The following is a 25,702-nucleotide window of genomic DNA, read 5'->3' on the forward strand; positions in this document are numbered from 1 at the left end:
GCACCGAGGTGGGCAGGGTGTCGACGCTGGAGCCCACGTGGAGGGTGAACTCTCCCGGTTCGTAAGCTCATGTTCCCTCGTCCCAGTGTGCAAAGGCACGGGCCCGGACGGTGATGTTCACGGTCTCCGTGGTGCCCGGGGCGAGGCGGACCACCTCGTGGCCGACCAGCCACCGCGCCGGGCGGTCGACGGCCGTGTGCGTGCGCGACGCGTACACCTGCACGACGTCCGCCAAGGGGCTTTACCGCCCCTTGGCGCAGGCCCCTACGGCAGCCCAAAGCCCCGTGTACGGACTGCCTGCGGAAACCTGCCCACGAGGATCACCGACAGCCTCTCTGCTCCTCGTTCGTAGCGGCGGTGGAGACGGCGGCAGCCTGCGAGCCATGGCATCGACCGTTCCACGACCCGGCGGTGGCGCCCCAGGCGTTCGGAGGAGTCGACGCCTCTGCGGGCTATGCGGTGGGTGATACCGCGACTGCGGAGCCATTGCCACAGGTGGCGGTAGTCGTAGCCCTTGTCACCGTGGAGCTTGCCGGGCTTTGCGTCGGCGCGGTCCGCGTCGTGAGCGGACGGGCGGGATACCTCGTACCAGGGGCTCGAGTCCCTGGCTGTCGTGCATGTTCGCGCCGGAGATGGCGATCGAGATCGGTAAACCGGTGCGCTCGTTGATCAAGTGGATCTTCGACCCGTACTTGCCGCGATCTACAGGATTCGGACCTGTCAGGTCAACTTTTTTCATGTGTGCCCACGTGCACCCCGACGTGGCAACGAACACGATCGCCGCCAACATCTCGCGGTCGCCATGGCGCCGATCCAACGGGTGTCGGTTCGTTGGCGTCGATGATGTCCTCGCCCAGGCGGCCTACGCGGTTGTGGCGATGCCGCCGTCGACGGGGATCACGGCGCCCGTCAGGTATGCGCCTGCCCGGCTGGCGAGGAACACGGCGACACCCGCCATGTCGTCGTCGCGGCCGATCCGGCGTAGTGGGGCCGACGCCGCGATCGCCTCGCCGAACTCATCGAGGGTTGCAGCCATCATCATCGACGGGAACGGTCCCGGCGCCACGGCGTTCACGGTGACGTGCTGCGGCCCTAGTTCCTTGGCGAGCACTCTGGTGAGTTGATGCAGTGCGGCCTTGCTGCTGGAGTACGAGTAGTTGGGCCGCTGGGGGATGTGAATGGCGGCGATGCTGCCGATGTTGATGATCCGCGCGGGATCGTCGGCGGTGCCCGCCCTGCGAAGTGCGGGCAGCAGCGCCTGGACCAGCCAGAACGGCGACTTCAGGTTGAGGTCGACGACCGTGTCCCAGGCCGCGTCTGGGAACGTCGCCAGCGGCTCGTCCCACATGGCGCCCGCGTTGTTGACGAGGATGTCGAGACGCTCCGAGTCGGCGGTGACGAGGTCGGACAGTCGCCGACACTCGTCGTGGCGGGACAGGTCGGCGGGGATGGCTCGCACCTCACCGAATTTGGACAGCTGTTCTTGCGCCTGAGCGCACGCTTCTGCGTTGCGTGAGCTGATGACCACGCGGGCGCCCGCCTGGAGAAGGCCACGCGCGATCATCATCCCGATGCCTCTGGTGCCACCGGTGACGAGCGCGCGTTTTCCACGCAGATCGAAAAGTTCTGCATGCGTTGTGAATTGGTTGTCTACCACTTGCTGCCTTTTTCGTTGGTCGTGCGGGATGATGCGTCGACACTTCGGGGTTCGGTTCAGCTGTCTCAACGCTATGGCCTTGGAGTGCACTCCAAGCAAGCGGATCAGGTAAGGAATCGGCAGGGTGCTCCCGCGGGGCGGCGGCCGCACCTCTGGGTGCTGCCGGGCCGCGGGGCCGCTTAGACGCCATTTCAGTTGGCGTGATCTTGCGGCAGTCTGGGGTGATGACTGCTGCGCTTGTCGAGCGGATGGCGCCGGAAGACCTGTGGACGTTGTTCCAGCGGGTGGTGCCGCCGGCGCCGGTTCGTCCGCAGGGTGGAGGGCATCGTCGGCGGGGGGACCGCGAGGTGCTGGCCGCCACCATCTTCGTGGCCACCTCGGGCCTGCACCTGGAACCAACTGCCACCAGGCTTCGGCCTGTCGGGCGTGACCGCTTTCCGTCGGTTCACCGAGTGGACCGAGGCCCGGGTGTGGGCCAAGCTCCACCGCCTGGTCCTGGACGAGCTCGGTTCCCGGGGCGAGCTGGACTGGTCGCGGTGCGCGATCGACTCCGTCAGTGTCCGGGCGCTCAAAGGGGGCAGCTGACGGGACCGAATCCGACCGACCGCGGCAAGAAGGGATCGAAAATCCACCTCCTCGTCGACCGCCACGGTCTGCCTCTGTCGATCGGCATCTCCGCCGCCAACCTCCACGACAGCCAGGCTCTCATCCCGCTGGTCCGCGGCATCCCGCCCATCAGCTCCCGTCGCGGCCCCCGACGTCGCAGGCCCGGGAAGCTGCACGGGGACAAGGGCTACGACTACCCTCACCTGCGACGATGGCTCGCTTTCCGCGGCATCCGGCACCGCCTCGCCCGCAAGGGCATCGAGCCATCCCGACACCTGGGCCGGCACCGCTGGGTCGTGGAACCGACCGTGTCCTGGCTGTCCGGCTGCCGACGCCTGCACCGCCGCTACGAACGCACGCCGGAACACTTCCTCGCCTTCACCGCCATCGCCGCGACCCTCATATGTCACCGCAGACTGGCCAAGTGACATGACCTCTCAGCACCTCTAACGCGGTCACAGGTCCTGTGCGGTCGATGTAGCGGTTGATGATCGAAAGCAGCGTCCCCATGAGGATCCCGCGGAGCGGGTCTGCAGACTCCGGCGTTGTCAGGGTGTGTCAGGCTCGCAGGCCGCCAGAGGCGGTAAGGCGCTCTCCGGTGACCCATGCGGCGTCGTCGGAGGCGAAGAAGACCGCCGCCCGCGCCAGATCCTTGGGCTGACCGATACGCCCCAGGGGGGGTGCGCCCGATCATGTCCGTCTCGGCGTCACTGCCGATGAAGCCGGCCGCGTGGATACCTTCCGTCTCCACACCGCCAGGGGCCAGGGTGTTCACTCGGATCCCGCGAGGGCCGAGCTCGGCGGCCAGGACTCGCGTCAAGGCATCGACGGCGCCCTTCGTCGCGGCGTACACCGACATCCCCGGCACCGCGCGGGCGCTGTCCAGCGATCCGATGTTGATGATCGACCCGCCGTCGGCCCCGAAGTACTTAAGGGCTTCCTGGATCGTACGGATCGGTCCGGTCACGTTGACGGAAAGCTGATGGTCGATCTCCCGCTGCGTGACGGTCTCCAGCGGCTGTGGGTGATAGACACCGGCATTGTTGACGAGGATGTCGAACCGGCCGTACGCCTCCACGGTCCTGGCGAAGAGGCGCTCAACATCCGCAGGCACCGACACGTCGCCCTGCACGGCGATCGCGGTCCCCCCTCGCACCTGGATATCCTGCACCACCCGCTCGGCACCGGCGGCGCTGGAGGCGTAGTTGACCACGACCGACGCTCCGGCCGCAGCGAATTCCCGCGCGATGCCCGCCCCGATGCCCTTGGAAGCACCCGTCACGAGCGCGACCTTTCCCGCCAGTCTCGAATCGGCGTTCTTCGGCGATACCCCGTCGCCGCGTCCAACACCTGTCTGATCTGCCATGATTGCCACTCCCGTCCACGTTGGTGAGCGTCCGGGTGACGTGGGCCTCCGGGGCAACCGCCCGGGATCTAGACGATGCGTTGTCGAACAGAACCCGCCGGGCGGCCTTGCCGCCACGGGCCCCTCACAGGCGCGCCCGTACCGGCTCCCACCCTGATGGCCACCGCTTTCGGCGGCGGCCATCCACCGGACATGCACCACGGTAGGATCCGCGAGACATAGAGACAAATAGTGTCGTCGCATACTTGAGATTGGCATTGTCTATGTCGCTGGAGAGTGGAAGCGGATGAACCTGCGGCAATACGAATACGCTCTGGCTGTGGCCGAAGAAGGCTCCATGACAGCGGCTGCCGAGCGTCTGCGCGTCACGCAGCCGTCCTTGTCGCAGCAGATCGGCGCTCTGGAAAAGCACCTCGGTGTGCAGCTGTTCACTCGGACATCGGGCGGGGTCACAGTGACCATGGCCGGACGCGCCTTCCTCGCCGAGGCAGAGATCGCGACCACTGCGTCCCGCAGAGCCGTCCTGGCTGCCCGTGCCGCCTCCGGGGAACTGGCCGGTGAACTCATCATCGCCGTCCACATGGGCCTGGGAGCACGACAACTCCCTCTGGCACTGGGCCGGCTCCGCCACCGCCACCCGAAACTCCAGGTCATTCTCCACGAGGAGCCCGATCCAGCGGATATGGAACGGCTGGCCCGCCAGGGAACGCTCGACATGGTCCTCGTCCACCGCATCCCCACCGGCTGCACATTCGACATCCACCCCCTGGGCGAGGAGACCTACGTCGCCGTCCTGCCCGAGGGACACCCGCTCCTCGCCAGCGACAGGGCCCTGCGCATGGCAGACCTTGCGACACAGGGATGGGTGCGCTTCCGCCGCGCCAGCCTGCTCGACGAATACCTCGCCCGCCTGCTCGCCGACGCGGGCATCAGCCCGCCCACGGTGGCCCGAGCGTCACAGATCTCCACCGCCGTGCGACTGGCAGCCCAGGGCTTGGGCGTCACCGTGGTTCCGGCATCGGCCGTGCCCGAAAGCTTCGAACAGCTAGCCCGCCCGTTCCTGCCTTCCCTGACCGAACCCGTCATCGTCGGTACACGCCGCCACCCAGGTTCGGCGGAGGCAGCCGTGCTCGACCACCTCCATCAGCAGAACTGGTGCGGCACCAGCCTCCTCGCCCCGCATACCGCCCTCTGAGCCAAGGGCCTCACCAGTCGTCGGCCGCGTGCTTGTCCTTGTCCTGGAGGGGCCGTAGGCCGCCAGCAGGTCGGGGAGCTGGAAGGAACGCCTGTTCGGCGCCGGTCCAGGAGAACGCTTCCAGCAGCTCCTCGGGCAGGTCCACCCTCGGCAGCATCGCGTTCACTGCGGCCCGCAACTCCAGCAGGGAGGCCGGTTCGGGTTCCGGCTCCGGGAGGGCGAAGTGCAGGCGGCCGTCGTCGTCGAAGGCGATCTGCGCGTTGTCCGGGACCCGGGCGACGACCTCCCGGTAGGTGCCCTCCAGCAGCGCGGCCGGATGCCCGCCCGCCTCCCTGGGCAGGTTCAGCAAGGCAAGCACGGTCGGCCTTGTCTGCTGCCACGCCTGGCCGGCCAGCAGCTGCTCCCAGGGCTACGACTACCGGCACCTTCGACGATGGCTTGCTTCCCGTGGCATCCGGCACCGCCTCGCCCGCAAGGACATCGAGCCGTCGCCGCGTCTGGGCCGACACCAATGGGTCGTGGAGCGGACTATGTCCTTACTGTCCGGCTGCCGTCGCCTTCACCGCCGTTACGAGCGCACGCCGGAACACTTCCTCGCCTTCACCGTCATCGCCGCGATCCTCATATGTCACCGCAGGCTAGCCAAGTGAAATGGCTTCTTAGACGACATCTCATTTGGCTTGTTGATTAGTCTGGCGTCGTGGGAATTTGTTGAGCGTCTCGCGCCGGATGAGTTGTGGGAGCTGTTCGAGCGGGTGGTTCCGCCGGCTCCGGTACGGCCTCAGGGTGGCGGTCGTCGACGCCATGGCGACCGCGAGGTGTTGGCGGCGATCGTGTTCGTGTTCGGCAAGGGCAGGGCCGCATGACCCCGTCGTCACCGCAGTTTCCGGAGACGAACGCCCCGCAGGTTCGTCTCCCCTCCTATGGTGAGGGTGAGGTGCTGCCTTACCGCCGAGGAGTAGCCGACATGACGTACACGGATGACCGTGCGACGCGGGTGCGTGAGGTGCGTCGCCGACTCGCGCAGGAGGGGCCGCCGCGGACGCGAGACCAAGAGGGAGACTTCGAGACCGTCACGGTGCCCGAGAAGCATTGCGACCAGCTGCGCGATCTGATGGTCTCCGAAGGGGCCGAGAAGGTTGTCGAGGTCGGTCTCGCCTACGCCAGCTCAGCCCTCGCCATCGGTGAGGCCCTGGCGACCGTCAACCGTCCGCTCCCCCGGCACCTCATCATCGACCCGTTTCAAGACCGCGAGTACTCCAACGCCGGCTGGGATCTGCTGCGCTCTGCGGGACTGGACTCGATCGCGACGCTCATGCTCACTCCTTCGTCGATCGCGCTCCCGCGGCTCCTCACCGAAGGCTTCGTCGCCGACGCGGCATTCGTGGATGGCAGTCACCGGTTCCACGAAGTCTTCGTCGATCTCTACTACTTGCGCAAGATCGTCCGCCCCGGTGGCCTGATTGTCATCGACGACGACTGGTGGCCGTCTGTGCACACGGCCGTGCAGTACTACGAGCGGAACTTGGGATGGACGGTGATCCCCGACGCCTTCTCCGGCGAGACGATCGGCGTCGGACCTCAGGGTAAACAAGGGGCCCGGTGCAAGGCATATCGCTTACCCGAGCCCTCGTTCGAACCTTCTTTCGCGGACTTTAACGCGTTCTGTCCCTGCCCGAGGACAGCACCCTGATGTGGCCGATGAGTGTTGTAAAACCGCCAGAACTCCCGCAGCGCATAGAAGTTCAGCTCAGCAACTACCCCGACCTGCAAGGCAAGACCCTCGTCGTCACCGGCGGATCACGCGGCATCGGCCCGCATACGGCGCGGGCCTTCGCCGCCCAGGGCGCCGCGGTCTGCGCCGTCGGACGGGACCAACAGGCCTTGGACGCGGTCGTCGCCGACATCACGACCGGGGTGGAACGCCGATCGCCCATGCAAGGGGCCGTATGGAGGAATCCGATACGGCCCCTTGATCATTGACGGTGAACGCCCTGGGCCTGCGGGTCCAGGGCGCCTACTGGGCGGCGGTGCCGTCCTTGCGCACCAGCCGGTCGTGAGCCTCTTCGAGCCTGTCCGTGATCTGCTCGACGCCGATGACGTCAAGGCCCTTCTGCCCTGCCACGGGAGCCTTCGCCGCCGACGACGCGGAGTCGAACAGGGTCCAGGAGTCGGCCGTGTAGTCCGCCCGCGCCGGACGTCCGATCTTCTCCAGGGCGCCCCGGATCGGTGTCGTGTCCACAGTACTGTCCACGTCCCCGGAGATGGCGTTGAACGCGTCGAGAACGATCTTTGGGGACTTGAGGACGAACCTCGCCGTGTGCGCGCCGTCGGGCAGACCGCGGAGCGCGTACGTCGCGAGGCGCTTGTCGGTCGCGGTCGTCTTCGCGTCCCGTGCGATCAGCTTTCCGTCGACGTAGACGTCGAGGACCGCGGTGCCGTTGTTGCCGCCGATGACATCGATGCCCGTGCCGGTGAACGGGACGGTGAACGACGCGCCGGCGGTCGTGCTGGTCGACGTCGACCGGTACCAGTCCATCGCGTCGCCGAGGGCGGCGTTCCTGTTCCACGTCCCGTCGTAGGTGACCGAGCTGTCCATGTTGTCGAGCTGTGCGCGGGCGTAGGGCGTGTACCCGTCGATCTTCTCGACCTCCAGGTTGTCGAACGCCGTCTTGTGGAAGTCGGTTCCGAGCTTGACGCGGCCTTCGGTCTGCGGAGTCGGGTCCTGGTACGTGGAGACGGCTTTGCCGTCGATGTAGGTCGTGATCGTCGCGCCCTTCGCCTCGATGGCGAGGCGGTAGCTGTCGGATGCCGCGACCGTTCCCGACGCGACGGCCGTGCCGTATTCGTAGAACGTCCAGGCGCCGGTCGGTCCGATGCGCACGTTGTAGGCGGCGTCGCTGATCGCCATGCCCTTCTGCTGACGGACGCCCAGGGCGGCGAGTCCGCCGTCCGGGTCCGGGAACGAGACGTCGACCGTGGCCCGGTAGTTCTCCCAGCGAAAGTCGCCGACCGTCGTGTTCGGGGTGTTGCGGTTCCAGGCGCCGGTGTCCTTCATGGACTGGTCCATGTACTGGTACAGGACATTGTTGCCGCCGGCGTCCTCACCGACCTCCCAGGCGCCGGTCTGGTCGACCATGTAGCGGGGCTGATTGCCGCGCGACCTCAGGTAGGGCTGGGACGCCTTGTGCGCGCCGTTGCCGGTGCCGACCTGGACCTCGCCCTCCTCCTCGTACCCGAAGTCGTCGGCGTACAGGACGTTGTCGCGGGTGTTGTGCTTCTTGCCGGTCGCGTCGGTGTCCAGCACCGTACGGTCCCGGGACTCGGGCAGGCGTTGCTTCGTCGCCTTGTCGTGGCTCTTGTCGAGCGTCGTCAAGGTCACGATCGACCGCGGCTTGACCGTGTAGGTGTAATGCCCGTCACCGCCGGGCCGGATCTCCTCGACGAGGCGCTTGAAGTTCGCGTCGTAGGACCGGCCCGCGTCCGGCCCGCGGGTTTCCCAGATCTCCATGGTCGGGTCGGAACCGAGTCGCATGTTCTCGGCTTTGATCCGGTAGGTCTTGGGCTGGTCGCTGTCGTTGACGACGATCGTCGAAAAATCCTTCTTACGGGGATCCGAGAGCGTCATATAACTGGGCGCCCCGTTGGAGCCGTCGAGGTCGACGGTGCCGCTCACCCCGCTGTAACTGGCCTCCGGCACGGTGCGCCAGATGCCCGCCGTGTTCGTCTCGTTCTCCCAGCCGGTCCTCGCGAACTGGGTGAAGTGCTGCATCACATAGAGGGCCGCGTCGTAGTGGAGGTAGCCCGACCACGGGTCACGCGCGCTGACGAGTTCCTTGTGGCTGTACTGCGCGCCTTCGTAGAAGGAGCCGATCGCGGGCTGGAAGATGTAGTGCGTCCGCTTCGAGTTGGCGTAGCTCTTGACAGAGCGGTTCGCGAGATCGAGGGCGCTTTGGACGCCGCCGATGCCGGTGCTCGTTCCGTTCGCGCCCTCGGTGTTGTTGACGCGGTAGTCGGTGTAGCCGAAGGAGGCGGTTCCCTCGCTGTACCAGACTTCCTTGTCCTCGTCGTACTTGTTCTCACCGGTCGCCAGCCTGGTGTACGGCAGATCGGTGTCGCTGCCGGCGGCCCTGTCGTGCCGGTCCTCGGTGGTGTAGTGGTAGCCGACCGCGTCGACGATGCCGAAGAGTTCCGCATCGCTGAGCATGGACGGCCCGATATTCAGGGTGTTGTTCTCGTCGGCGGCGATGATCTTGATGTTGTGGTAGGCCTTCCCGGCCTTCTCGCGCTTCGCCGCCGGGATGCCGTAGCGGGTATCAGCGAAGTCCGTGTCGGTCAGAATCGCGTTCTTGTACCACTTGATGAAGGCCTCGTTCGGATCCCGTGTCTCGTTCGTGTCCGGGTCGACGTAGTCGACCATGTACCCGTATTTCTCGTAGGCGTCGAGGATCGTCTCCTTGTACCACTTGTACATCTCGTCGGCGCCGGTGCCCTTGTTCCATTCATTCTGAACCCATTGGGGCATGACCCAGCGGAGAATCGAGACCTTGAGCTTCGGGTTGGCCTTCTTGGCGTCCGCTGCCAGTTGGAAGCCCGGGGAACGCGACGCGTCGGCGAGTTCGTCCGCCGTGCGCATGGTCGCCGGATCGGAACCGGTCGACGTGTTCGTGTCCGAGCCCATCTCGATCTTGACATGGTTGATCAGGGGGTTCTTTCCACCGAACAGCACTCGGATGAGCTGCCAGTACCGGCCGGGGTGCTCCGCCTTGTAGTCCATCAGGAGGTTGCTCGTGCTGTTGCAGCTGAGCACGCCGAGACCCTTGTAGGTCAAACCGTTCACGTTGTCGGCGCGAACGTCGTCCCCGTTGACCACGACCTCTACCGGATCGTCCGCAGCGTGGCCGGCGGGGGCGGTGATCACTCCGGCCGCGAGTGCCATGGTGGTTGCCGCGATAAGCGACATCCAGCCGAGTCTTCGCTGTGTGCCCATCCCGCCTCGACTCCTTCTTCTCGTAGCGCGCACCGACGCCAGACGTTCGAAATACCGAAAGATGTCCGTAATTCCGGAAGGACCGTACGCAGTAAGCGATTTCTACGTCAATCCCTGTGCACTCACGGTGACTGAGGCTGGGCACGCTCACGGTTGGAAAGCGCTTGGACGCCGAGGTGGCTGTCGCAGGCTACTGCCGACTTCTGGGCAATATCGGTATCAACTGCATCGCGCCGCTGGTCGTCATCAGACCCCGAGGAGACGAGTCCGGCGTAGTCGCCGCGGAGGGCGTTGCGCCCGCGCCTGATGTGGTGTCGAGCATGGGCCTCGTTCCAGACCAGCACATGGCCGAGGGCCGCACGCCGTCCGCCTGGCGGCTGGGTCGCGCTCGCCACCGGCACGTCGTCTTCCTGCTCGGCATGGGCGGCCAGGCAGCCGCGGTGCTCCGCAGTTACGCCGAACCGACCCGGGAACATCGCGCCGACATGCGCAAGGCACTACTGGCGAGCAGGGAGGCACGTGCCGCCTGGCAGGAGACCTACGACCGGGCACAGCAGGAACAGGTCCGCCCCCGGGGGTCTGACGTCGCGCGAGGCGGAGGAGGCGCAGGAGGCGCGCCACCGCGTAGGCGCCGCCGCCGTCCGGATGGACGGCGATCAGTGTGCCCCACCGTGGCGCCCGGCCACCTGAGGCATGCCCGAACAGCCGCCGCTTGTCCGCCGCCTCCGTGACGTCACTGGCCTGACCGAGTGCTGCTCACGGCGCTCCCGAGTGTCGCCCGCCGCGGTGGGAGCCGCGCCCATAGCATGACCTGGCGCGGTCACCGACCTGTCGGCAGCAGGCCGGGCCGTGCGATCGGTTCCTGGGGCCCATGCGCTCGCGCATCCGGCGCGCCGGACGACTGGAGGTTGGTGACCATGACGGTGATGTCCGTGCCCAGGTTCGAGCGGTTCTTCCGGGTGGCGGCGGGACTTGATGTCGACAAGAACGACCTCAAGCGCTACAGCGACTTCGTGGACGCCAAAGTCTACGATCTGCTGCTCATCGCCGAGGCGGTCGCGAAGGCCAACGCCCGGGACGTGATCCTGCCGAGGGATCTGCCGATCACCAAGGGGCTACAGGAGAACATCCACCGCTTCCGTGACCTCGACCACGAGATCGAGTTGAAGCCCATCCTCGATCAGCTCGTCAGGCACCCGCCGCTGGACCGGGCACCCGACGACGCGACGGAGGCGAGGTTGCCGGAAATCGTCGGCGGGCTCAGCCTGGCGCTCGCCAAGGCGTTCAAGATCATCTACCCGGACCTGAAGAACCCGCAGACCAAGCACTGGGAGACGGTCTGGCCACTCTTCGATCTCCTGCTGTGACGCCGGGGTTGTGAAAATGCCGGGAGCGCTGCGGTGACCGCCGGACCGGCTAGGAGGGTATGACCGCGGACATCGAGGCGGGCATGCGCGCCTTGAGGTCCTTCCACTCACCCTCGCTGACATGGTTCTCGAGGACATGCAGGACCGTACGCACCAATTGCTCGGTGTCGCCCTCGATCGCGTACGGAAAGTCGTGCCGGACCCGCCGGAAGAATTCCTCGCTGTTGAATTTCACGGGCGTCTCCGCGGGTTTCCACCCGTCGTAGTAGACGCCGCGCAGCAAGGTCGGAAGCTGCGCTCCGAACTGCACGGCCTCATCGACCGACAGCCGGTCCCGCAGGTGGTGCAGGACCGCGCGCAGAGCGGCGTACGACTGCTTCCGGCGCTCCTTGGGCCACCCGTAGGCCTGCTCGATCTCCTTCAGGACATGGTTGGCCTTGTCGACCATGGTGTCGAACGAGGAAAAGCCTGTCGCAACCATCATGGAGTCCTTCCGATGCCCGCGGCGGCACCCGGCGCAGCGGGGCCGCCGCGGGAGAGAGCCGGATCCCGGCGGTCTCAGCCGCCTTGGCGTTCGCTGCTCTCGGTTATCTCGATGTGACGGGGCTTGGCGGTCGCCGCCTTGGGGACGGTGACCGTGAGCACGCCGCTGGACATGCTCGCCGTGACGCCTTCGGTGTTCACTTCGCTCGGAAGCAGCAACCGGTACTCGAAGCGACCGGTACGGCGACCGCTGTGCCGCATGATGCCTTTGCGCTCCCGTTCCTTGATCTCCCCCGTTACGGCCAGCTCCTGACCATTGATCTCGATGTCGACGTCCTTGCGGTCCACGCCGGGGAGCTCGAGTTCCAGGTGATAGGCGTCGTCGGCTTCGATCACATCGGCGGACGGCGTCCACGCCGCTACGGCGGGAGCCGCGCTTCCGACCGTGGATTCGAGCAGACCGCCCATCTGGTTGATCAGGTCGTCGAATTCCAGAAGTGGATTGCGCGCCCAGCCCCTGGGACGCTCCACCGTTCCTTGGCCTCGCTGTCGGCGAACCGGCATATTCATCGTCCGTCCCTCCGGTCGTGTCGGTTGGTGGGTAGCGGATCTGTTGTGTGGCCACCGCCCGGCTCGGCGAACCGGCCGGACGGAGCTTCTGTGTCATCGGGGTGGCGCGCGACGTCGACGGTGGTGTGGCCGAGGTGCTCATGGACCTGATGGATGGCCATCGCCCCTTCACCGGCGGCGGAGGCCACCCGCTTGACCGAGCCGCTGCGTACGTCGCCCGCGGCGAAGACCCCGGGCAGGCTGGTCTCCAGCCCCAGACAGGCACGGCCCTGGCCCTCCCAGACAGTGCCACTCGCGCGGGCCTGCGCCGGGGCGCCGGTGCGCACGAAACCACGGTCGTCCAAGGCGACCACGTCGCCGAGCCACGCCGTGCGGGGCTGGGTGCCGATGAAGACGAACATCGCGCGTACGACCAGCTTGCGGCGCTCCCCCGTGCGGTTGTTGTCCACCACGATGGCCCGCAGGACATCGTCGCCCTCCACCTCGCGCACCTCGGTGTTCAGCAGCACCTGCACCCGTGGATGGCGTTCGATCTGGTCGACGAGGTAACGGGACATCTTGGCGCCGAGGTCCGGGCCCCGGATCAGCAGATGGACGCGCGGGACGCGCTGCGCGAGGAAGAGGACGGCCTGGCCCGCGGAGTTACCGCCGCCGACCACAGCTACCGGATCCGCCCTGCACTGCTGCGCCTCGTACACGGTCGCCGCATAGAAGACGCTCGCCCCCTCCACCCGTTCGATGCCGGGCACTTCGAGCCTGCGGTACCGGGCCCCCGTTGCCAGCACGACGGTATGGCTCACCACATCGCCGCCGTCGGCGAAGGTGACGCGGTAGGAGCCGTCGTCCTCGGGCTTGAGCGCAGTCGCTTCCGCGGGAACCCACACCTGGGCCCCGAACTTGCGCGCCTGGAGCTCGCCCCGTTCGGCGAGGTCGGAACCGGAGATCCCGGCCGGAAAGCCGAAGTAGTTCTCGATGAGGGACGACGTGCTCGCCTGGCCGCCCGCGGCGATCGCATCCAGGAGGGCCGTGGTCAGTCCCTCGGACGCGCCATAGACGGCGGCCGCCAGCCCGGCGGGTCCGGAGCCGATGATGATCAGATCGCTGCGGGTCTCCTCGGCGGACGGAGGGGAGAGACCGATGAGCCGCGCCAGTTCGGCGTTGCTGGGGTTGCGCAGCACCTGCTGATCGCGCCAGATGACGATCGGTGTCTCCTCCGGGGGGACGGAGAACCGGCGTAGCAAAGCCTCGGCCTCCTCGTCCGACTCCAGATCGATCCAGCGGTGCGGCAGCCGGTTGCGGGCCGCGAACTCGCGCAGCCGCCGGGTGTCGGGCGAGTAGCGCGAGCCGATGATGCGGAAGCCCGCGCCGGCGCCGACGAGCAGCGCGCGGCGGCCCAGATAGGCACGGAGGATGAGGTCGCCGAGGATCGGATCGCGGGCGACCAGCGCCCGCAGCCAGTCGATCGGAAGGGACAGCACTTCTCCGGGATCACGGGCCCGGGCGGTGTAGAAGGCCACCTGCCCCTGGAGGAGCCCCAGCTCGCCGAGGAAGCGCCCCGGCCCGTGCACCCTCAGGACCCGCTCCTCGGGGGTGCCGTGGGCCTCTACGATCTCGATGGAGCCGCTGAGGATGACCAGGAACTCCGCGCACTGCTCCCCCTCCCGGACCAGCACCTGGCCCGGCTCGGTCCGAAAGCGCTCCCCGTGTTCGGCGAGGAACGCGATCTGGGCTTGCGACAGCCGGGGGTAGGCGCCGTACAGATCCGGGGTCTCGAACGCCACCGCCTCGTCGGGAGCGGCGTCGTGGGGCCGGTCGTCGCCTGCCATCACGCCGGCGCCTCGGGTTCGATGGCCATGGACGTCACCCTCTCTCGCTGTCCTGCCGACCCGCCATCACCTGCTCGACCCACGAGCGCAGGGTGCCCGCCGGGGCGGCACCCGCGCGGCGGGCGACCGGCTCCCCCTTGTCCAGGATGAGCAGGGTCGGCACGGCCTGCACCTCGAACCGCTGGGCGAGGTGCGGATTGCTGTCGATGTCGACCTTGACGAGTTTGACCTTGCCCGCCAGCTCCGTGGCGACCCGCTCAAGTGCGGGGCTGACCATCCGGCAGGGCCCGCACCACATCGCCCACAGATCCACGACGACGAGGGGCGTCGCCTTCTCGGCGACCTCGGCGAAGTCGTTCTCGTCCGCGTCCACGATCCACGGCAGCGGCGACGTGCAGTTGCCGCACCGGGGGGCGCCCTCGGCCGCCGCGGGGATCTTGTTCACGCGTCCGCAGGTGGGGCACTTGATGGTCCGGGCTTTGATCGTCGGGTTTGGCATGGCCGGTCACGCTGCCTCTCCGACTTCCTGCCGGGCTCGTTCCTCGACGTGCTCGCCCGACGGCTGTTCGTAGGTGACCACCAGTTCGCCGTGCTGGGCATCGACCTTGACGGTGGTGCCCTCCCGGACGTCGCCCTTCAACAGGGCGCGTCCGATGAGGGTCTCGACCTCGTGGGAGATGAAGCGGCGTAGCGGCCGGGCACCGTAGACCGGGTCGTAGCCCTCGTGGGCGACGACCTTCCGGGCTTCCGTGGTGAGTTCGACGGCGATCAGGCGCTCGGCCAGCCGCTTGCGCAACTCGTCGAACTGGAGCTCCACGATCCGCTCGATCTGGGGCTCGCCGAGCGGCTTGAACAGCACGATGTCATCGACCCGGTTGAGGAACTCGGGGCGGAAGTGCCCGCGCAGCTCACTCATCACCAGGCCCCGGGCGTCCGGCTTGAGCTCGCCCTGGGAGGTGACGCCGTCCAGCAGGTGCACGGAACCGATGTTGGAGGTCATGATGATGACGGTGTTGCGGAAGTCCACCACACGCCCCTGGGCGTCGGTGATCCTGCCGTCGTCGAGGACCTGTAGCAGGGTGTTGAAGACGTCGGTGTGCGCCTTCTCGATCTCGTCCAGGAGCACGACCGAGTACGGTTTGCGCCGCACCGCCTCGGTGAGCTGGCCGCCCTCCTCGTAGCCGACGTACCCCGGCGGGGCGCCGACCAGCCGACTGACGGTGTGCCGCTCCTGGTACTCGCTCATATCCAGGCGGACCATGTTCTCCTCGGTGTCGAAGAGCGCGGCGGCCAGCGTCTTGGCCAGCTCGGTCTTCCCCACGCCGGTGGGGCCGAGGAAGATGAACGAGCCGATCGGCCGGCGCGGGTCCCGGATGCCCGAGCGGGCGCGGATGATGGCGTCGGAGACCAGCTTGACCGCCTCGTCCTGGCCGATGACCCGCTCCTGGAGGATCTCATCCAGGCGCAGCAGCTTCTCCCGTTCGCCCTCCTTGAGGCGGGAGACCGGGATTCCGGTCCAGGCGGAGACGATGTCGCTGATCTCGTCCTCGGTGACGACCTCGCGCAGCAGCCGGTGTTCGCCCTGCTTGGCGGCCAGCTGCTCCTCCTCGGCGGCCAGCTTGCGCTCCAGCTCCTGGAGCTTGCCGTAGCGCAGTTCGGCGGCGCGGTTGAGGTCGTAGGTGCGTTCGGCCTCCTCGGCCTCGCGGCGTACCTCCTCCAGTTCCTTGCGCAGCTCCTGCACCCGGCGGATGGACTGCCGCTCGGCCTCCCACTGGGCGCGCTTGGCGTCGGCCTCGGCCCGCAGGTCGGCGAGCTCCTTGCGCAGTTCCTCCAGCCGCTGCCGGCTGGCCGGGTCGGTCTCCTTGGAGAGCGCGGCCTCCTCGATCTCCAGTCGGGTGACCCGGCGGGTGATCTCGTCCAGCTCGGCGGGCATGGAGTCGATCTCGGTACGCAGCCGGGCACAGGCCTCGTCGACCAGGTCGATGGCCTTGTCGGGCAGGAACCGGTCGCTGATGTAGCGGTGGCTCATGGTGGAGGCGGCGACCAGGGCGGTGTCCTGGATCTTGACGCCGTGGAAGACCTCCAGCCGCTCGCGCAGGCCCCGCAGGATGGAGATGGTGTCCTCCACGCCGGGCTCGTCCACCATCACCGTCTGGAAGCGGCGCTCCAGCGCGGCGTCCTTCTCGATGTGCTTGCGGTACTCGTCGAGGGTGGTCGCGCCGATCATGTGCAGCTCGCCGCGGGCCAGCATCGGCTTGAGCATGTTCCCCGCGTCCATGGCGCCCTCGGCCGCCCCGGCGCCGACCACGGTGTGCAGCTCGTCGATGAAGAGCAGGATCCTGCCCTGGGCGGCCTTGACCTCGGCGAGTACGGCCTTGAGCCGTTCCTCGAACTCGCCGCGGTACTTGGCGCCGGCGACCAGGGAGCCCATGTCGAGGGCGAACACGGTCTTGTCGCGCAGCCCTTCGGGCACATCACCGCGTACGATGCGCTGCGCCAGGCCCTCGACGATGGCGGTCTTGCCGACACCGGGGTCGCCGATGAGCACCGGGTTGTTCTTCGACTTGCGGCTGAGGATCTGGATCACCCGGCGGATCTCGGCGTCCCGGCCGATGACCGGGTCCAGCTTGCCGGAGCGGGCCTCCAGGACCAGGTCGCGGCCGTACTTCTCCAGCGCCTCGTACGCCACTTCCGGGTTGGCGGAGGTGACCCGCTGGCTGCCGCGGACCTGCGTGAGGGCGTGCAGGAACGCGTCCTTGGTGATGCCGTGCTCCTTGAGCACGCGTCCGGCCGCGGTGCCGGACCCCTCGTCGGTGAACGCGAGGACGAGGTGTTCGACCGAAACGTACTCGTCCTTGAGCCGCTTGGCCTCCTGCTCGGCGGTGTCCAGCAGCTGGGAGAGGCGCTGGGTGACGAAGACCTGTCCGGGGGCGGCCCCGGGGCCGGTGACCTTGGGCTTGCGCGCCAGCTCGGCCTCCAGCATCGAGCGCATCGCCTCGGGATCGGCGCCCACCTGGGTGACCAGTCGCGGGATCAGACCCTCCGGCTGGTCGAGGAGTGCGAACAGCAGGTGCTCGCCGTCGACTTCGGTGTGCCCGAACCGCATCGCAGAGGTCTGGGCGTTCTGGAGGGCTTCCTGGGACTTCTCGGTGAGACGGTTCATGTCCATGGCGGTAGATCACTCCTCGCGCCGCTGCGGCGCAGTGCGTCTTCGAGCCGGTCAATGCGGTCGAGCAGATCGAGTACCAGACCGATGGAGGCGTAGTTCAGACACATTCCGGCGTGCAGGCGCTCGATGCGGCCCACCACCGCCGGGGCGGAGGGGGCGAACACCAGTCGCCCCGCGTGATCACGCTCGGCGTCGATGAGGCCGAGGGCGACGAACCTCGCCACCAGGTCGGGATGGAGCCCGGTGCGACGGGCCACGGTTTCCAGGGAGAGCCTGCGGGCGGGCACCAGGTCGTAGTGGATGGACGGGACGGGTGCGTACCTCGTGTCCGTCCGCGTCGTGTTCGCGTGCGTGCTCATCGCTCACTCCTGGGATCGAAGGAGGAGGTGGCGGCGAGCGCTTCGAACAGCTCCCGCTCGCGGTCGGTGAGTTCGGGCGGCACCATGATGCGGATCTCTGCGTAGAGGTGGCCGTTCGGACCGCCGGGGTTGGGCATGCCCTCGCCGCGCAGTCGCAGCTTGCGGCCGCTGGAGGTGCCGGGGGGAACCGTCACCTTGGCGGTGCCGCCGGGGGTGGGCACGGGGACGGTCGCGCCCAGCGCGGCCTCCCAGGGAGCCACCGGGAGGTGGACATGGACGTTACGGCCGTCCAGCCGGAACCGCGGGTGCGGCTGGATCCGTACCCGCAGATACAGGTCGCCCGCCGGGGCGTCACCCGTGCCGTGGCCGCCCTGTCCGGCCAGCCGGATGCGCTGGCCGTCCACGACGCCGGGCGGGACGTCGACCTCGAAGCTGCGCTGCCCCGTCGGCCCGGCCAGGGTGACGGTGCGGCGGCCGCCGCGGTACGCGTCCTCGACGGTGAGCGGCAGTTCGGCCTCCTGGTCGGCGCCGGGGATGTCCACGCGGCCTCCGCCCCGGCCCCCCATGCCGCCGCCGAAGAAGGAGCCGAACAGGTCCTCGAAGTCGACTCCGCCACCCCCGACGTCGTCGCCGAAGCCACGGACGAAGCGGACCCGGTCCCCGGCCCCGGAGGTCGTCCAACCGCGGAATCCGCCGCCTCCGCCGCCGACACCGGCCCCGACCCGCTCCTCCCAGTCCTCGGGAATCTTGCGGTAGTCCTCGCCGAACCGGTCATAGCGGGCACGGGCCTTCGGGTCGGAGAGCGCGGCGTACGCCTCGTTGAGCTCCTTGAAGCGCTCCTCGGCCCGGGGGTCCTTGTTCACATCCGGGTGGTACTTGCGGGCCAGCTTGCGGAACGCCTGCTGGATCTCGTCCTGGCTCGCGCCCCGGGAAACCCCGAGTACGTCGTAGAAGTCCCGGGCCATGGCAGGTCACTCCCGTTTGGCGACGGCGACGGCTACCGGCCTCAGCTGTTTGTCGGCCTTCCCGTAGCCGGGGCGCAGCACCTGGACCACCGTCCCCGGTTCCGCGTCGGGGTCCTCGATCACGCCCACCACCTCGTGCCGGGTCGGGTCGAACGGCACACCGGTCTCGGCCTCCCGCTCGTAGCCGAGCCGGGCGAGGGCGTCCACGGCTTGGTCGTGCACGGCCTTGACGCCCTCCACGATCGCGTCGGGGTCGGATCCGGCATGGGAGAGGGCGAGTTCGAGGTTGTCGATGACGGGCAGCAGCGCCGAGGCGGTGCGGGCCCGCTCGGCGGCCCGCTCCCGCTCCAGCTCCCTGGTGTGGCGCTTGCGCAGATTGTCCAGATCGGCCAGGGCCCGCTTCCACTTGTCCTCGAGCTCCGCCAGGGCCGCCTCGTGCTCGGCCCGTTCGCCGGTGGGCGGGGCGGGTCCCCCGGCCGCGTCCGGGCCGGGCTCCTGGGGCGGCTGCGCCTGCTCCCGCTCGGGAGCGGGCAGATCCTGCCCGGGCTCCGGTGCGGCGCCCTCCGGCACCGGTTCGCGCTCCTGGGGTTGGTGGGACACGTTTGCCGCCTCAGCCCTTGTCGAACTCGGCGTCGATCACGTCTTCGTCGACGCCCTCACCGGCTTGCCCCGGCCCGGCGCCCTGCGGTCCGCCGGCCTCGCCGCCTGCCGCGCCCGCGCCCGCGGCGGCCTCCGCGCCGTGGGCCTGAAGCCCGGCGTAGACCTGCTGGAGCTCGGAGATCCGCGGCCTGACCTGGTCCACGCCGGCCTCGTCCTTGACGGCCTGGCGGGCCTCGGTCACCAGCATCTCGGCACGCGACTTCTCGTGCGAGGGCGCGGCGTCGCCCAGTTCCTGCAACCGCTTCTCGACCTGGTAGGCGACGGCGTCCAGTTCGTTGCGCGCGTCCACGGCCTCGCGCAGCGCCTGGTCCTCGCCACGGTTGCGCTCGGCCTCCTGGACCATGCGCTCGACCTCGCCGCGGTCGAGGTTTCCGGTCTCGCTGATCACGACGGACTGCTCCTTGCCGGTGTCCCGGTCGCGGGCGGTGACGTTGAGGATGCCGTTGGCGTCGATGTCGAAGGTGACCTCGACCTGCGGTTCGCCACGCGGCGCCGGGCGGATACCGGTCAGCTGGAAGCGGCCGAGCACCCGGTTGTCGGCGGCCCGCTCGCGCTCGCCCTGGAGGATCACGATGTCGACGGCCTGCTGGTTGTCCTCGGCCGTGGAGAAGGTCTCGGTGCGGCGCACCGGAATGGTGGTGTTCCGGTCGATGATCTTCGTCATGACGCCACCGCGGGTCTCGACGCCCAGTGAGAGCGGGGTGACGTCCAGCAGCAGCACATCCTTGACCTCACCCTTGAGCACCCCGGCCTGGATCGCGGCGCCCAGCGCCACGACCTCGTCGGGGTTCACGCTCATATTGGGCTCCTTGCCGCCGGTCAGCCGGCGCACCAGTGTCTGGACGGCCGGCATCCGGGTGGAGCCACCGACGAGGATGACCTCGTCGATATCGTTCTCGCTGACCTTGGCGTCCCCCATGGCCTGCTGGACCGGGCCGAGGCAACGCTCCACCAGGTCGGAGGTGATCTGCTCGAACGTGGACCGCATGATCGTTTCGGTCAGGTGCTTGGGCCCGGAGGCATCGGCGGTGATGAACGGCAGATTGGCCTGCGTCTGGGTCACCGAGCTCAGCTCCACCTTGGCCTTCTCCGCAGCCTCGAAGAGCCGTTGCAGCGCCTGCGGGTCCCGGCGCAGATCGATGCCGGTGTCCTGCTGGAACTTGTCGGCAAGGTAGTCGACCAGGCGGCGGTCGAGGTCGTCGCCACCGAGATGGCTGTCGCCTGCGGTGGAGCGCACCTCCACCACGCCGTCCCCGACGTCCAGGATGGACACGTCGAAGGTGCCGCCGCCGAGGTCGAAGACGAGCACCGTCTCGTGCTGCTTCTTGTCCATGCCGTAGGCGAGGGCCGCCGCGGTCGGCTCGTTGATGATCCGCAGCACCTCCAGCCCCGCGATCTCACCGGCGTCCTTGGTGGCGCTGCGCTGGGCGTCGTTGAAGTACGCGGGCACCGTGATGACCGCCTCGGTCACCCGCTCGCCCATCTGCTTCCCGGCGTCGTCGGCGAGCTTGCGCAGCACCAGAGCGCTGATCTCCTCCGGCGAATGCAGCTTGTCGCGCACCTTGAAGCGCGCGAGGCCATGGTCGCCCTCGACGACGTCATAGGCGACCGCCTTGGCCTCGTCCGACACCTCGTCGAACTTGCGGCCGATGAAGCGCTTGGCCGAGTAGATGGTTCCCTTGGGGTTGAGGATCGCCTGGCGCCGGGCCAGCTGACCCACCAGCCGCTCACCGGTGTCGGTGAACGCCACGACGGACGGGGTGGTGCGGCTGCCTTCGGCATTGGGGACGACCGAGGCTTCACCGCCTTCCCACGCGGCGATGACCGAGTTGGTGGTGCCCAGGTCGATACCGACTGCCTTGGCCATGGCAACTCCCTTCCGAGGCGGCCACGATCTTCGCCCCGGTGCTCGGTCGGGCGACGGGGCCGGATTCACGGGATCTACGCCGCAAGAGTGGCAAAGCGGGGCAATGAACGCCTGCGCCTGTGGGGTCTAAGTTCGGCGCCCCAGTCCACCGCCGAGGACAGGTACGAGCGGGCGCGATCCGGGCGATCCCCGGGTCGGGGTTCCCCTCGACCGCGACGTTCCGTGGTCGTTCGTATACAGGTCATGTCCGTGCGGCCGCGGTGCGGTGGCGGCGGGTCGGGGCGGAGCTCCCGGGCCCCGCTCAGTCGTCGGAGAGATCCTGCTCGGCCCAGATGGTCTTGCCATGGACCTCCGGGCGAGTGCCCCAGCGCTGGACGAGTTGGGCCACCAGGAAGAGCCCCCGGCCACCCTCGTCGAGCGCGCGGGCCCGGCGCAGATGCGGTGCCGTGCTGCTGGCGTCGCGGACCTCGCAGATGAGCGCGCGGTCGCGGATCAGGCGCAGCCGGATGGGAGGGTGACCGTAGCGGATCGCATTGGTGACCAGTTCGCTGACGACCAGCTCGGTGGTGAGGACCAGGTTCTCCAATCCCCAGTCCATCAGCTGGGCGGTGACCTCCCGCCGGACCCGGGAGACGACAGCGGGTTCCGGAGGGATCTCCCAGGTGGCGACCCGGTCGGGGCCGAGGGCCCGGGCACGGGCGAGGAGCAGGGCGACATCGTCTTCGGGGCGGGCGGGGAGCAGAGTCCGCAGGACGGTGTCACCGAGGGCGTCCAGGGACGGGCCCGGCTGGGCCAGGGCCTCGCACAGCGCCCCCAGCCCCTCGTCGATCGCGCGGTCGCGGCCCTGGACCAGACCGTCGGTGTAGAGGGCGAGGACACTGCCCCCGGACAGTTCGGTCTCGACCGCCTCGAAGGGCAGGGTGCCGAGGCCGAGGGGTGGGCCGTTGGGGACGTCGAGGATGTCGGCGGCGCCGTCCGGGGTGACCACGACGGGCGGGGGGTGGCCGGCGCTGGCGAGCGTGCAGTGGCGGGAGACCGGGTCGTAGACCGCGTACAGGCAGGTGGCGCCGGTGACCCCGGGGGGTTCGGGATCGTCCTCGGCCACCAGCCGGGTCACGAGATCGTCGAGGTGGGTGAGCAGCTCGCCGGGCGGCAGATCGATATCGGCCAGGGTGCGGATGGCACTGCGCAGCCGCCCCATGGTGGCGGACGCCTGGACGCCGCGGCCCGCGGTATCGCCGACCACCAGGGCGGCGCGAGCGCCGGAGAGCGGGATCACGTCGAACCAGTCACCGCCCACGCCGGCCCAGGTTTCCGAGGGCAGATAGCGTGAGGTGACCTCCATCGCGGCCAGGTCGGGCAGGCGCCGCGGCAGCAGATTGCGCTGCAGAGCCCTGGCCGTCATGCGCTCGCGCTCGTAGCGGCGTGCATTGTCCACGCATACGGCCGCTCGGGCCGTGATCTCCTCGGCCAGCAGCAGATCGTCCTCGTCGAAGGGCACCGGCGTCCGGTGGCGCGCGAAGAACACCACGCCCAGAGTGACACCGCGGGCGCGCATAGGCACCACCAGCTCCGAGTGGATCCCGTACTCCCGGATCCGGGCGGCCCGTACCGGGTCGAGGGCGTCCCACCGGACCATGAGCCCGTCGGTCACCCGGTAGAGGATGGCCCGGCCCTCGGCCAGGCATTCGCCCGACGGTGAGGACTCCGGGTGGGTGTCCAGTGCGCCCACGTCGACCACGGCCTCCGGGGTTCCGGGGAGGACGGAGCGGTGGGCGGCGCGGCGCATGGTGATGGGACCGGACAACGGGCCCGAGGGGGGTTCCTCACCCCGGTCGAGAAAGGTGAGCAGGTCGACGCCGACGAAATCGGCGACCCGGGGGACGGCCACGTCGGCCAGTTCATGGGCCACATGCGCGATGTCCAGGGTGGAGCCGATACGCTTCCCCGCCTCGTTCAGCAGCAGCAACCGCCCCTGGGCCTGGTGCCGGCGGGTCGTGTCGTACGCGGCGAAACACACGCCGTACACACGGCCCGTCCGGTCCTTGAGCGGCGCGAGCGAGATCGTCCAGGCGTGCTCGCGGCTCTCCCCCGGCACCCGCAGATAAGCCTCCAGGACCTGCCGTTCTCCGCTCTCCAGCACGCGACGCATGCCCTCCTCGGTCTTCTCGCTCTCCGGGTGCGACAGGAGCTCGACCAGGCGCATACCGCGCATCCGATCCTCGGTGAGGGCGGCCGCCGCCTCCATTTCGGCGTTCGCCCGCACCAGCCGCAGGTCCGTGCCGAAGACCGCGAGCACGCACGGGGCCTGGGCGAACGCCCTCACAGCCGCGTCGGCCTCGGGCGAACGCGGTTCCCGCGCGACGGCGGACACCAGGAGCCACCCGGTGGCACCGCCGTCCGCCACCACGCGGTGCGCCAGTGCCTCCGCCTCAACGCGATGGCCGTCACGGTGGCACAGCACCACCCGTCCGCTCCACCTCGACCGGCCGGCCAGGCAGCGCCCGACCGCCTCGGCGGCGGTCTCCCCGGCCCACAGCTCGGTCACCGCTCGCCCCACGATCTCCTCGGGCCGGTAGCCGAGCAGCTGCTGGGCGCCCTCGCTCCACCCGGTCACGACGCCGTGCGCATCCATCGCGGCCGTGGCCAGGTACACCGTGTCGAGAGCCTCGTTCACCGCGGATGACATCGTCTTACGGTTCCGGCGGTCGCCATTCGATCATCAGAATCGTGGCGTCGTCGCTGAGTTCGTCGCGCCGGTGGTCGAGGATGGCGTGAATAAGCAGGCGAAGCACCTCCGTGGCGTTCTGCCCGGCGGCCGTCGACCGGATGATGTAGTCGGTGAAGCGGTCCAGGCCGAATTGTTCGCCTCCCTCGTTGCGCGATTCCACGACACCGTCGGTGTACAGCAGAATCCGGTCACCGGGTTCCAGGGCCGCCTCGTGTATCTGCCGGGGACTGACGGCCAGGCTGGCGGGCATTCCCAGCGGAGGCTCGGAAGGCCGCTCCAGTTCCTTCTCCAGCAGCCGGTGGCGGCGGATGAGCAAGGGGGACGGATGGCCGCAGTTGGACCAGCGCAGCACCCCCGTGGGCATGTGCAACTGGGTGAAGATGCCGGTGCAGAACTGATCCGGGAGCCAGGCCGACAGCGCCGAGTCCACGGCGCCGACGAGCGAGGCCAGGTCGGCGCCCGTGCGCCGGGCGTTGCGTGACCCCGCCATTGCCACGGAGGTGGCGAGGCCGGACGCCAGATCGTGGCCCATGGCGTCGAGGATCGTGGCGTGCAGCACGTCCTCGGTGAACGAATGGTCGAAGGCATCGCCTCCCAGCTCGTACGCGGGCTCCAGGACCGCGGTGGAGATCACCCGGCCGGTGCCGATCGAACGTGGTGGCAGAAAGGCCCGCACCATCTCCGTGGACAGCTGCATGGGCCGGGTCCGGGTGCGCTGCGCGAACGTGTCGATGTAGGTGCGCTTGGAGGTGATCACCAAGCCGAGGAGCGAGGCCAGAGCCCGCGAGCGCCACAGCCGCAGCCCGTCCAGGGACTCCATCCGCAGTCGCAGGACTCCCAGCCGCTCGGCCCCGTTGGCCAGCGGCAGCCATACGACCAGCCCGCCTGAACCGTCCTCCTCCACCCGCAGGGAGTCGGTGCGGTACGCCCATCCTCCGGGGGAGGCGTCCACCGGGAGTTCCGTCTCGTCCTCGGCCAGCGGCAGCAGCAGCCTCTGCTGGAGATCGATCAGATGGACGACGGCACGGCCCAGACCCATGGCCCCGGCATAGCGGTTCAGGACCTCCGGGAACTCCGCAGGGGAGGCCTGCTGGGTGGCGCTGACCAGCTCCTCGAGCAGCTGTTCGGCGGCCCCGGCCGAGGTCGACACATCCGCGTCCACCATACGAGCAACTGTACGGCGGGCTCTCTTCCGGCGTCGTCCGCGGCCACCGTCCCGGCCGCCCCGCGGGGGCGGCCCAGCCGTCCTCCGTCGGCGGCCGGGCGCAGCCCCGCGCTCCGCACGGGCCACCTGTCTCTCCGCCTCATCCAGCTGAGCACACCGATGGCGCTCGCTGTGCTCCGCAAGCGTCCGCCCGGCGCGGAACGCTTCCGCTTCCAGGTCCCGCAGCCGCTCGTCATGCGTCGCCGCCTCATTCACCAGGCCCACCATCCTGACAGAGACGTGGCATACGTCACCGGGCTCGTTGCGGGTGTGACATGTGGGGGACGCGTGGCGCAGTCGGAGTGAGGCGGCTGACTATCGGCGAGTCGGATCCGCGGGCTCGCCATGTCCGTGGATCTCTTTCTCTGTACGGGCGGAGAGCCCTCCTTGTACCGGAGTCCGCGCCGGTCCCGGACCGCGGTTGTGGTTCCGGTCGTCTCACACAAGAGATCACTGACGAAGGAAGCGTGCATTATGAGCTACAACGCCCAGATCGAGACCCGCGAGATATCCGACGCCGACCTGGACGGCGTTGCCGCCGGCGCGGCCGGTCTGGCCCTGCAGGGCAGCTACCCGGGCCACCTGGAGGGCATCGGCGGCGCAGAGCTGGCCGGTCACAGCATCACGGTGGACGGTGCGGCGGACCTGCAGAGCGGCCAGGCAGGCCTCAGCGTCAACGCCGTCTGA

At 68.7% G+C, this 25,702-nt stretch carries 20 protein-coding genes and 4 pseudogenes; 7 read left to right on the forward strand and 17 right to left on the reverse strand.

Annotation, left to right across the window (positions count from 1 at the left end; all coding sequences use genetic code 11):
• Positions 1-67: 67 nt before the first annotated feature.
• From LCH29_RS14725 to LCH29_RS14735, 3 genes and pseudogenes are all read right to left on the reverse strand, one after another.
• Positions 68-235 (reverse strand): fibronectin type III-like domain-contianing protein, encoded by a 168-nt coding sequence (locus LCH29_RS14725; protein WP_446462175.1) that lies wholly within the window; start codon positions 233-235, stop codon positions 68-70.
• A gap of 29 nt (positions 236-264) precedes the next feature.
• Positions 265-811, reverse strand: a pseudogene (locus LCH29_RS14730) (transposase); the annotation flags it as partial.
• 51 nt (positions 812-862) lie between these two features.
• A complete protein-coding gene (locus tag LCH29_RS14735) occupies positions 863-1,657 on the reverse strand; it encodes an SDR family oxidoreductase (protein ID WP_446462176.1) in 795 nt (264 codons plus the stop codon).
• Between the two features lie 224 nt (positions 1,658-1,881).
• On the opposite strand from LCH29_RS14735, the pseudogene LCH29_RS14740 reads away from it, so the two are divergent.
• A pseudogene (locus LCH29_RS14740) lies at positions 1,882-2,691 on the forward strand (IS5 family transposase).
• Here LCH29_RS14740 and LCH29_RS14745 read toward each other — a convergent pair.
• A complete protein-coding gene (locus LCH29_RS14745) occupies positions 2,670-3,629 on the reverse strand; it encodes an SDR family NAD(P)-dependent oxidoreductase (protein ID WP_446462177.1) in 960 nt (319 codons plus the stop codon). The pseudogene LCH29_RS14740 and the gene LCH29_RS14745 overlap by 22 nt on opposite strands.
• A gap of 286 nt (positions 3,630-3,915) precedes the next feature.
• On the opposite strand from LCH29_RS14745, the gene LCH29_RS14750 reads away from it, so the two are divergent.
• Positions 3,916-4,824, forward strand: coding sequence for a LysR family transcriptional regulator (locus tag LCH29_RS14750; RefSeq protein ID WP_037954874.1), 909 nt, complete (start codon positions 3,916-3,918; stop codon positions 4,822-4,824).
• 40 nt (positions 4,825-4,864) lie between these two features.
• Here LCH29_RS14750 and LCH29_RS14755 read toward each other — a convergent pair.
• Positions 4,865-5,233, reverse strand: a pseudogene (locus LCH29_RS14755) (Tn3 family transposase); the annotation flags it as partial.
• Here LCH29_RS14755 and LCH29_RS14760 point away from each other — a divergent pair.
• From LCH29_RS14760 to LCH29_RS14770, 3 genes and pseudogenes are all read left to right on the forward strand, one after another.
• Positions 5,229-5,474 (forward strand): annotated as a pseudogene (locus tag LCH29_RS14760) (IS5/IS1182 family transposase); the annotation flags it as partial. The pseudogenes LCH29_RS14755 and LCH29_RS14760 overlap by 5 nt on opposite strands.
• A gap of 317 nt (positions 5,475-5,791) precedes the next feature.
• Positions 5,792-6,517 (forward strand): class I SAM-dependent methyltransferase, encoded by a 726-nt coding sequence (locus tag LCH29_RS14765; protein WP_446462178.1) that lies wholly within the window; start codon positions 5,792-5,794, stop codon positions 6,515-6,517.
• A complete protein-coding gene (locus LCH29_RS14770; protein WP_446462179.1) occupies positions 6,517-6,807 on the forward strand; it encodes an SDR family NAD(P)-dependent oxidoreductase in 291 nt (96 codons plus the stop codon). Before LCH29_RS14765 ends, LCH29_RS14770 begins: the two co-directional genes overlap by 1 nt.
• A gap of 34 nt (positions 6,808-6,841) precedes the next feature.
• Here the strand turns inward: LCH29_RS14770 and LCH29_RS14775 are convergent, their stop codons facing one another.
• Positions 6,842-9,814 carry a GH59 galactosidase gene (locus LCH29_RS14775; protein WP_446462180.1) on the reverse strand — a complete coding sequence of 991 codons (2,973 nt, stop codon included), beginning with the start codon at positions 9,812-9,814 and terminating at the stop codon, positions 6,842-6,844.
• A gap of 917 nt (positions 9,815-10,731) precedes the next feature.
• On the opposite strand from LCH29_RS14775, the gene LCH29_RS14780 reads away from it, so the two are divergent.
• Positions 10,732-11,181, forward strand: coding sequence for a DUF1931 family protein (locus tag LCH29_RS14780; RefSeq protein ID WP_446462181.1), 450 nt, complete (start codon positions 10,732-10,734; stop codon positions 11,179-11,181).
• 49 nt (positions 11,182-11,230) lie between these two features.
• Here LCH29_RS14780 and LCH29_RS14785 read toward each other — a convergent pair whose 3' ends face one another.
• The 11 genes from LCH29_RS14785 to LCH29_RS14835 all read right to left on the reverse strand — a co-directional run bounded on the left by LCH29_RS14785 (position 11,231) and on the right by LCH29_RS14835 (position 24,976).
• Entirely contained in the window at positions 11,231-11,662 is a 432-nt protein-coding gene (locus tag LCH29_RS14785; RefSeq protein ID WP_446462227.1) for a DUF2267 domain-containing protein, read from the reverse strand.
• A 77-nt stretch (positions 11,663-11,739) separates the two neighbouring features.
• The gene (locus tag LCH29_RS14790; protein WP_446462182.1) at positions 11,740-12,234 is read right to left on the reverse strand and encodes an Hsp20/alpha crystallin family protein; all 495 of its coding nucleotides are present in this window, start codon (positions 12,232-12,234) and stop codon (positions 11,740-11,742) included.
• A complete protein-coding gene (locus LCH29_RS14795; protein ID WP_446462183.1) occupies positions 12,231-14,060 on the reverse strand; it encodes an FAD-dependent oxidoreductase in 1,830 nt (609 codons plus the stop codon). Before LCH29_RS14795 ends, LCH29_RS14790 begins: the two co-directional genes overlap by 4 nt.
• Before the next feature lie 34 nt (positions 14,061-14,094).
• A complete protein-coding gene (gene trxA, locus LCH29_RS14800; protein ID WP_446462184.1) occupies positions 14,095-14,559 on the reverse strand; it encodes a thioredoxin in 465 nt (154 codons plus the stop codon).
• Between the two features lie 6 nt (positions 14,560-14,565).
• Positions 14,566-17,229: an ATP-dependent chaperone ClpB gene (gene clpB, locus LCH29_RS14805; RefSeq protein ID WP_446462185.1), complete on the reverse strand. Its 2,664-nt coding sequence runs from the start codon at positions 17,227-17,229 to the stop codon at positions 14,566-14,568.
• Positions 17,220-17,588 (reverse strand): chaperone modulator CbpM, encoded by a 369-nt coding sequence (locus tag LCH29_RS14810; RefSeq protein ID WP_446462186.1) that lies wholly within the window; start codon positions 17,586-17,588, stop codon positions 17,220-17,222. The genes clpB and LCH29_RS14810 overlap by 10 nt, the downstream gene beginning before the upstream one ends.
• Positions 17,585-18,553, reverse strand: a complete 969-nt coding sequence (locus LCH29_RS14815) for a DnaJ C-terminal domain-containing protein (protein ID WP_446462187.1) — start codon at positions 18,551-18,553, stop codon at positions 17,585-17,587. Before LCH29_RS14815 ends, LCH29_RS14810 begins: the two co-directional genes overlap by 4 nt.
• A 6-nt stretch (positions 18,554-18,559) precedes the next feature.
• Positions 18,560-19,153: a nucleotide exchange factor GrpE gene (gene grpE, locus LCH29_RS14820; protein ID WP_446462188.1), complete on the reverse strand. Its 594-nt coding sequence runs from the start codon at positions 19,151-19,153 to the stop codon at positions 18,560-18,562.
• A gap of 10 nt (positions 19,154-19,163) precedes the next feature.
• The gene (dnaK, locus tag LCH29_RS14825) at positions 19,164-21,080 is read right to left on the reverse strand and encodes a molecular chaperone DnaK (protein ID WP_446462189.1); all 1,917 of its coding nucleotides are present in this window, start codon (positions 21,078-21,080) and stop codon (positions 19,164-19,166) included.
• 301 nt (positions 21,081-21,381) lie between these two features.
• Positions 21,382-23,769, reverse strand: a complete 2,388-nt coding sequence (locus LCH29_RS14830; protein ID WP_446462190.1) for a SpoIIE family protein phosphatase — start codon at positions 23,767-23,769, stop codon at positions 21,382-21,384.
• Positions 23,770-23,773: 4 nt separating this feature from the next.
• The gene (locus LCH29_RS14835; protein ID WP_446462191.1) at positions 23,774-24,976 is read right to left on the reverse strand and encodes a PP2C family protein-serine/threonine phosphatase; all 1,203 of its coding nucleotides are present in this window, start codon (positions 24,974-24,976) and stop codon (positions 23,774-23,776) included.
• Positions 24,977-25,489: 513 nt separating this feature from the next.
• Here LCH29_RS14835 and LCH29_RS14840 point away from each other — a divergent pair.
• Positions 25,490-25,702 (forward strand): type A2 lantipeptide, encoded by a 213-nt coding sequence (locus LCH29_RS14840; protein WP_446462192.1) that lies wholly within the window; start codon positions 25,490-25,492, stop codon positions 25,700-25,702.

Source organism: Streptomyces sp. BRA346 (assembly GCF_052851135.1).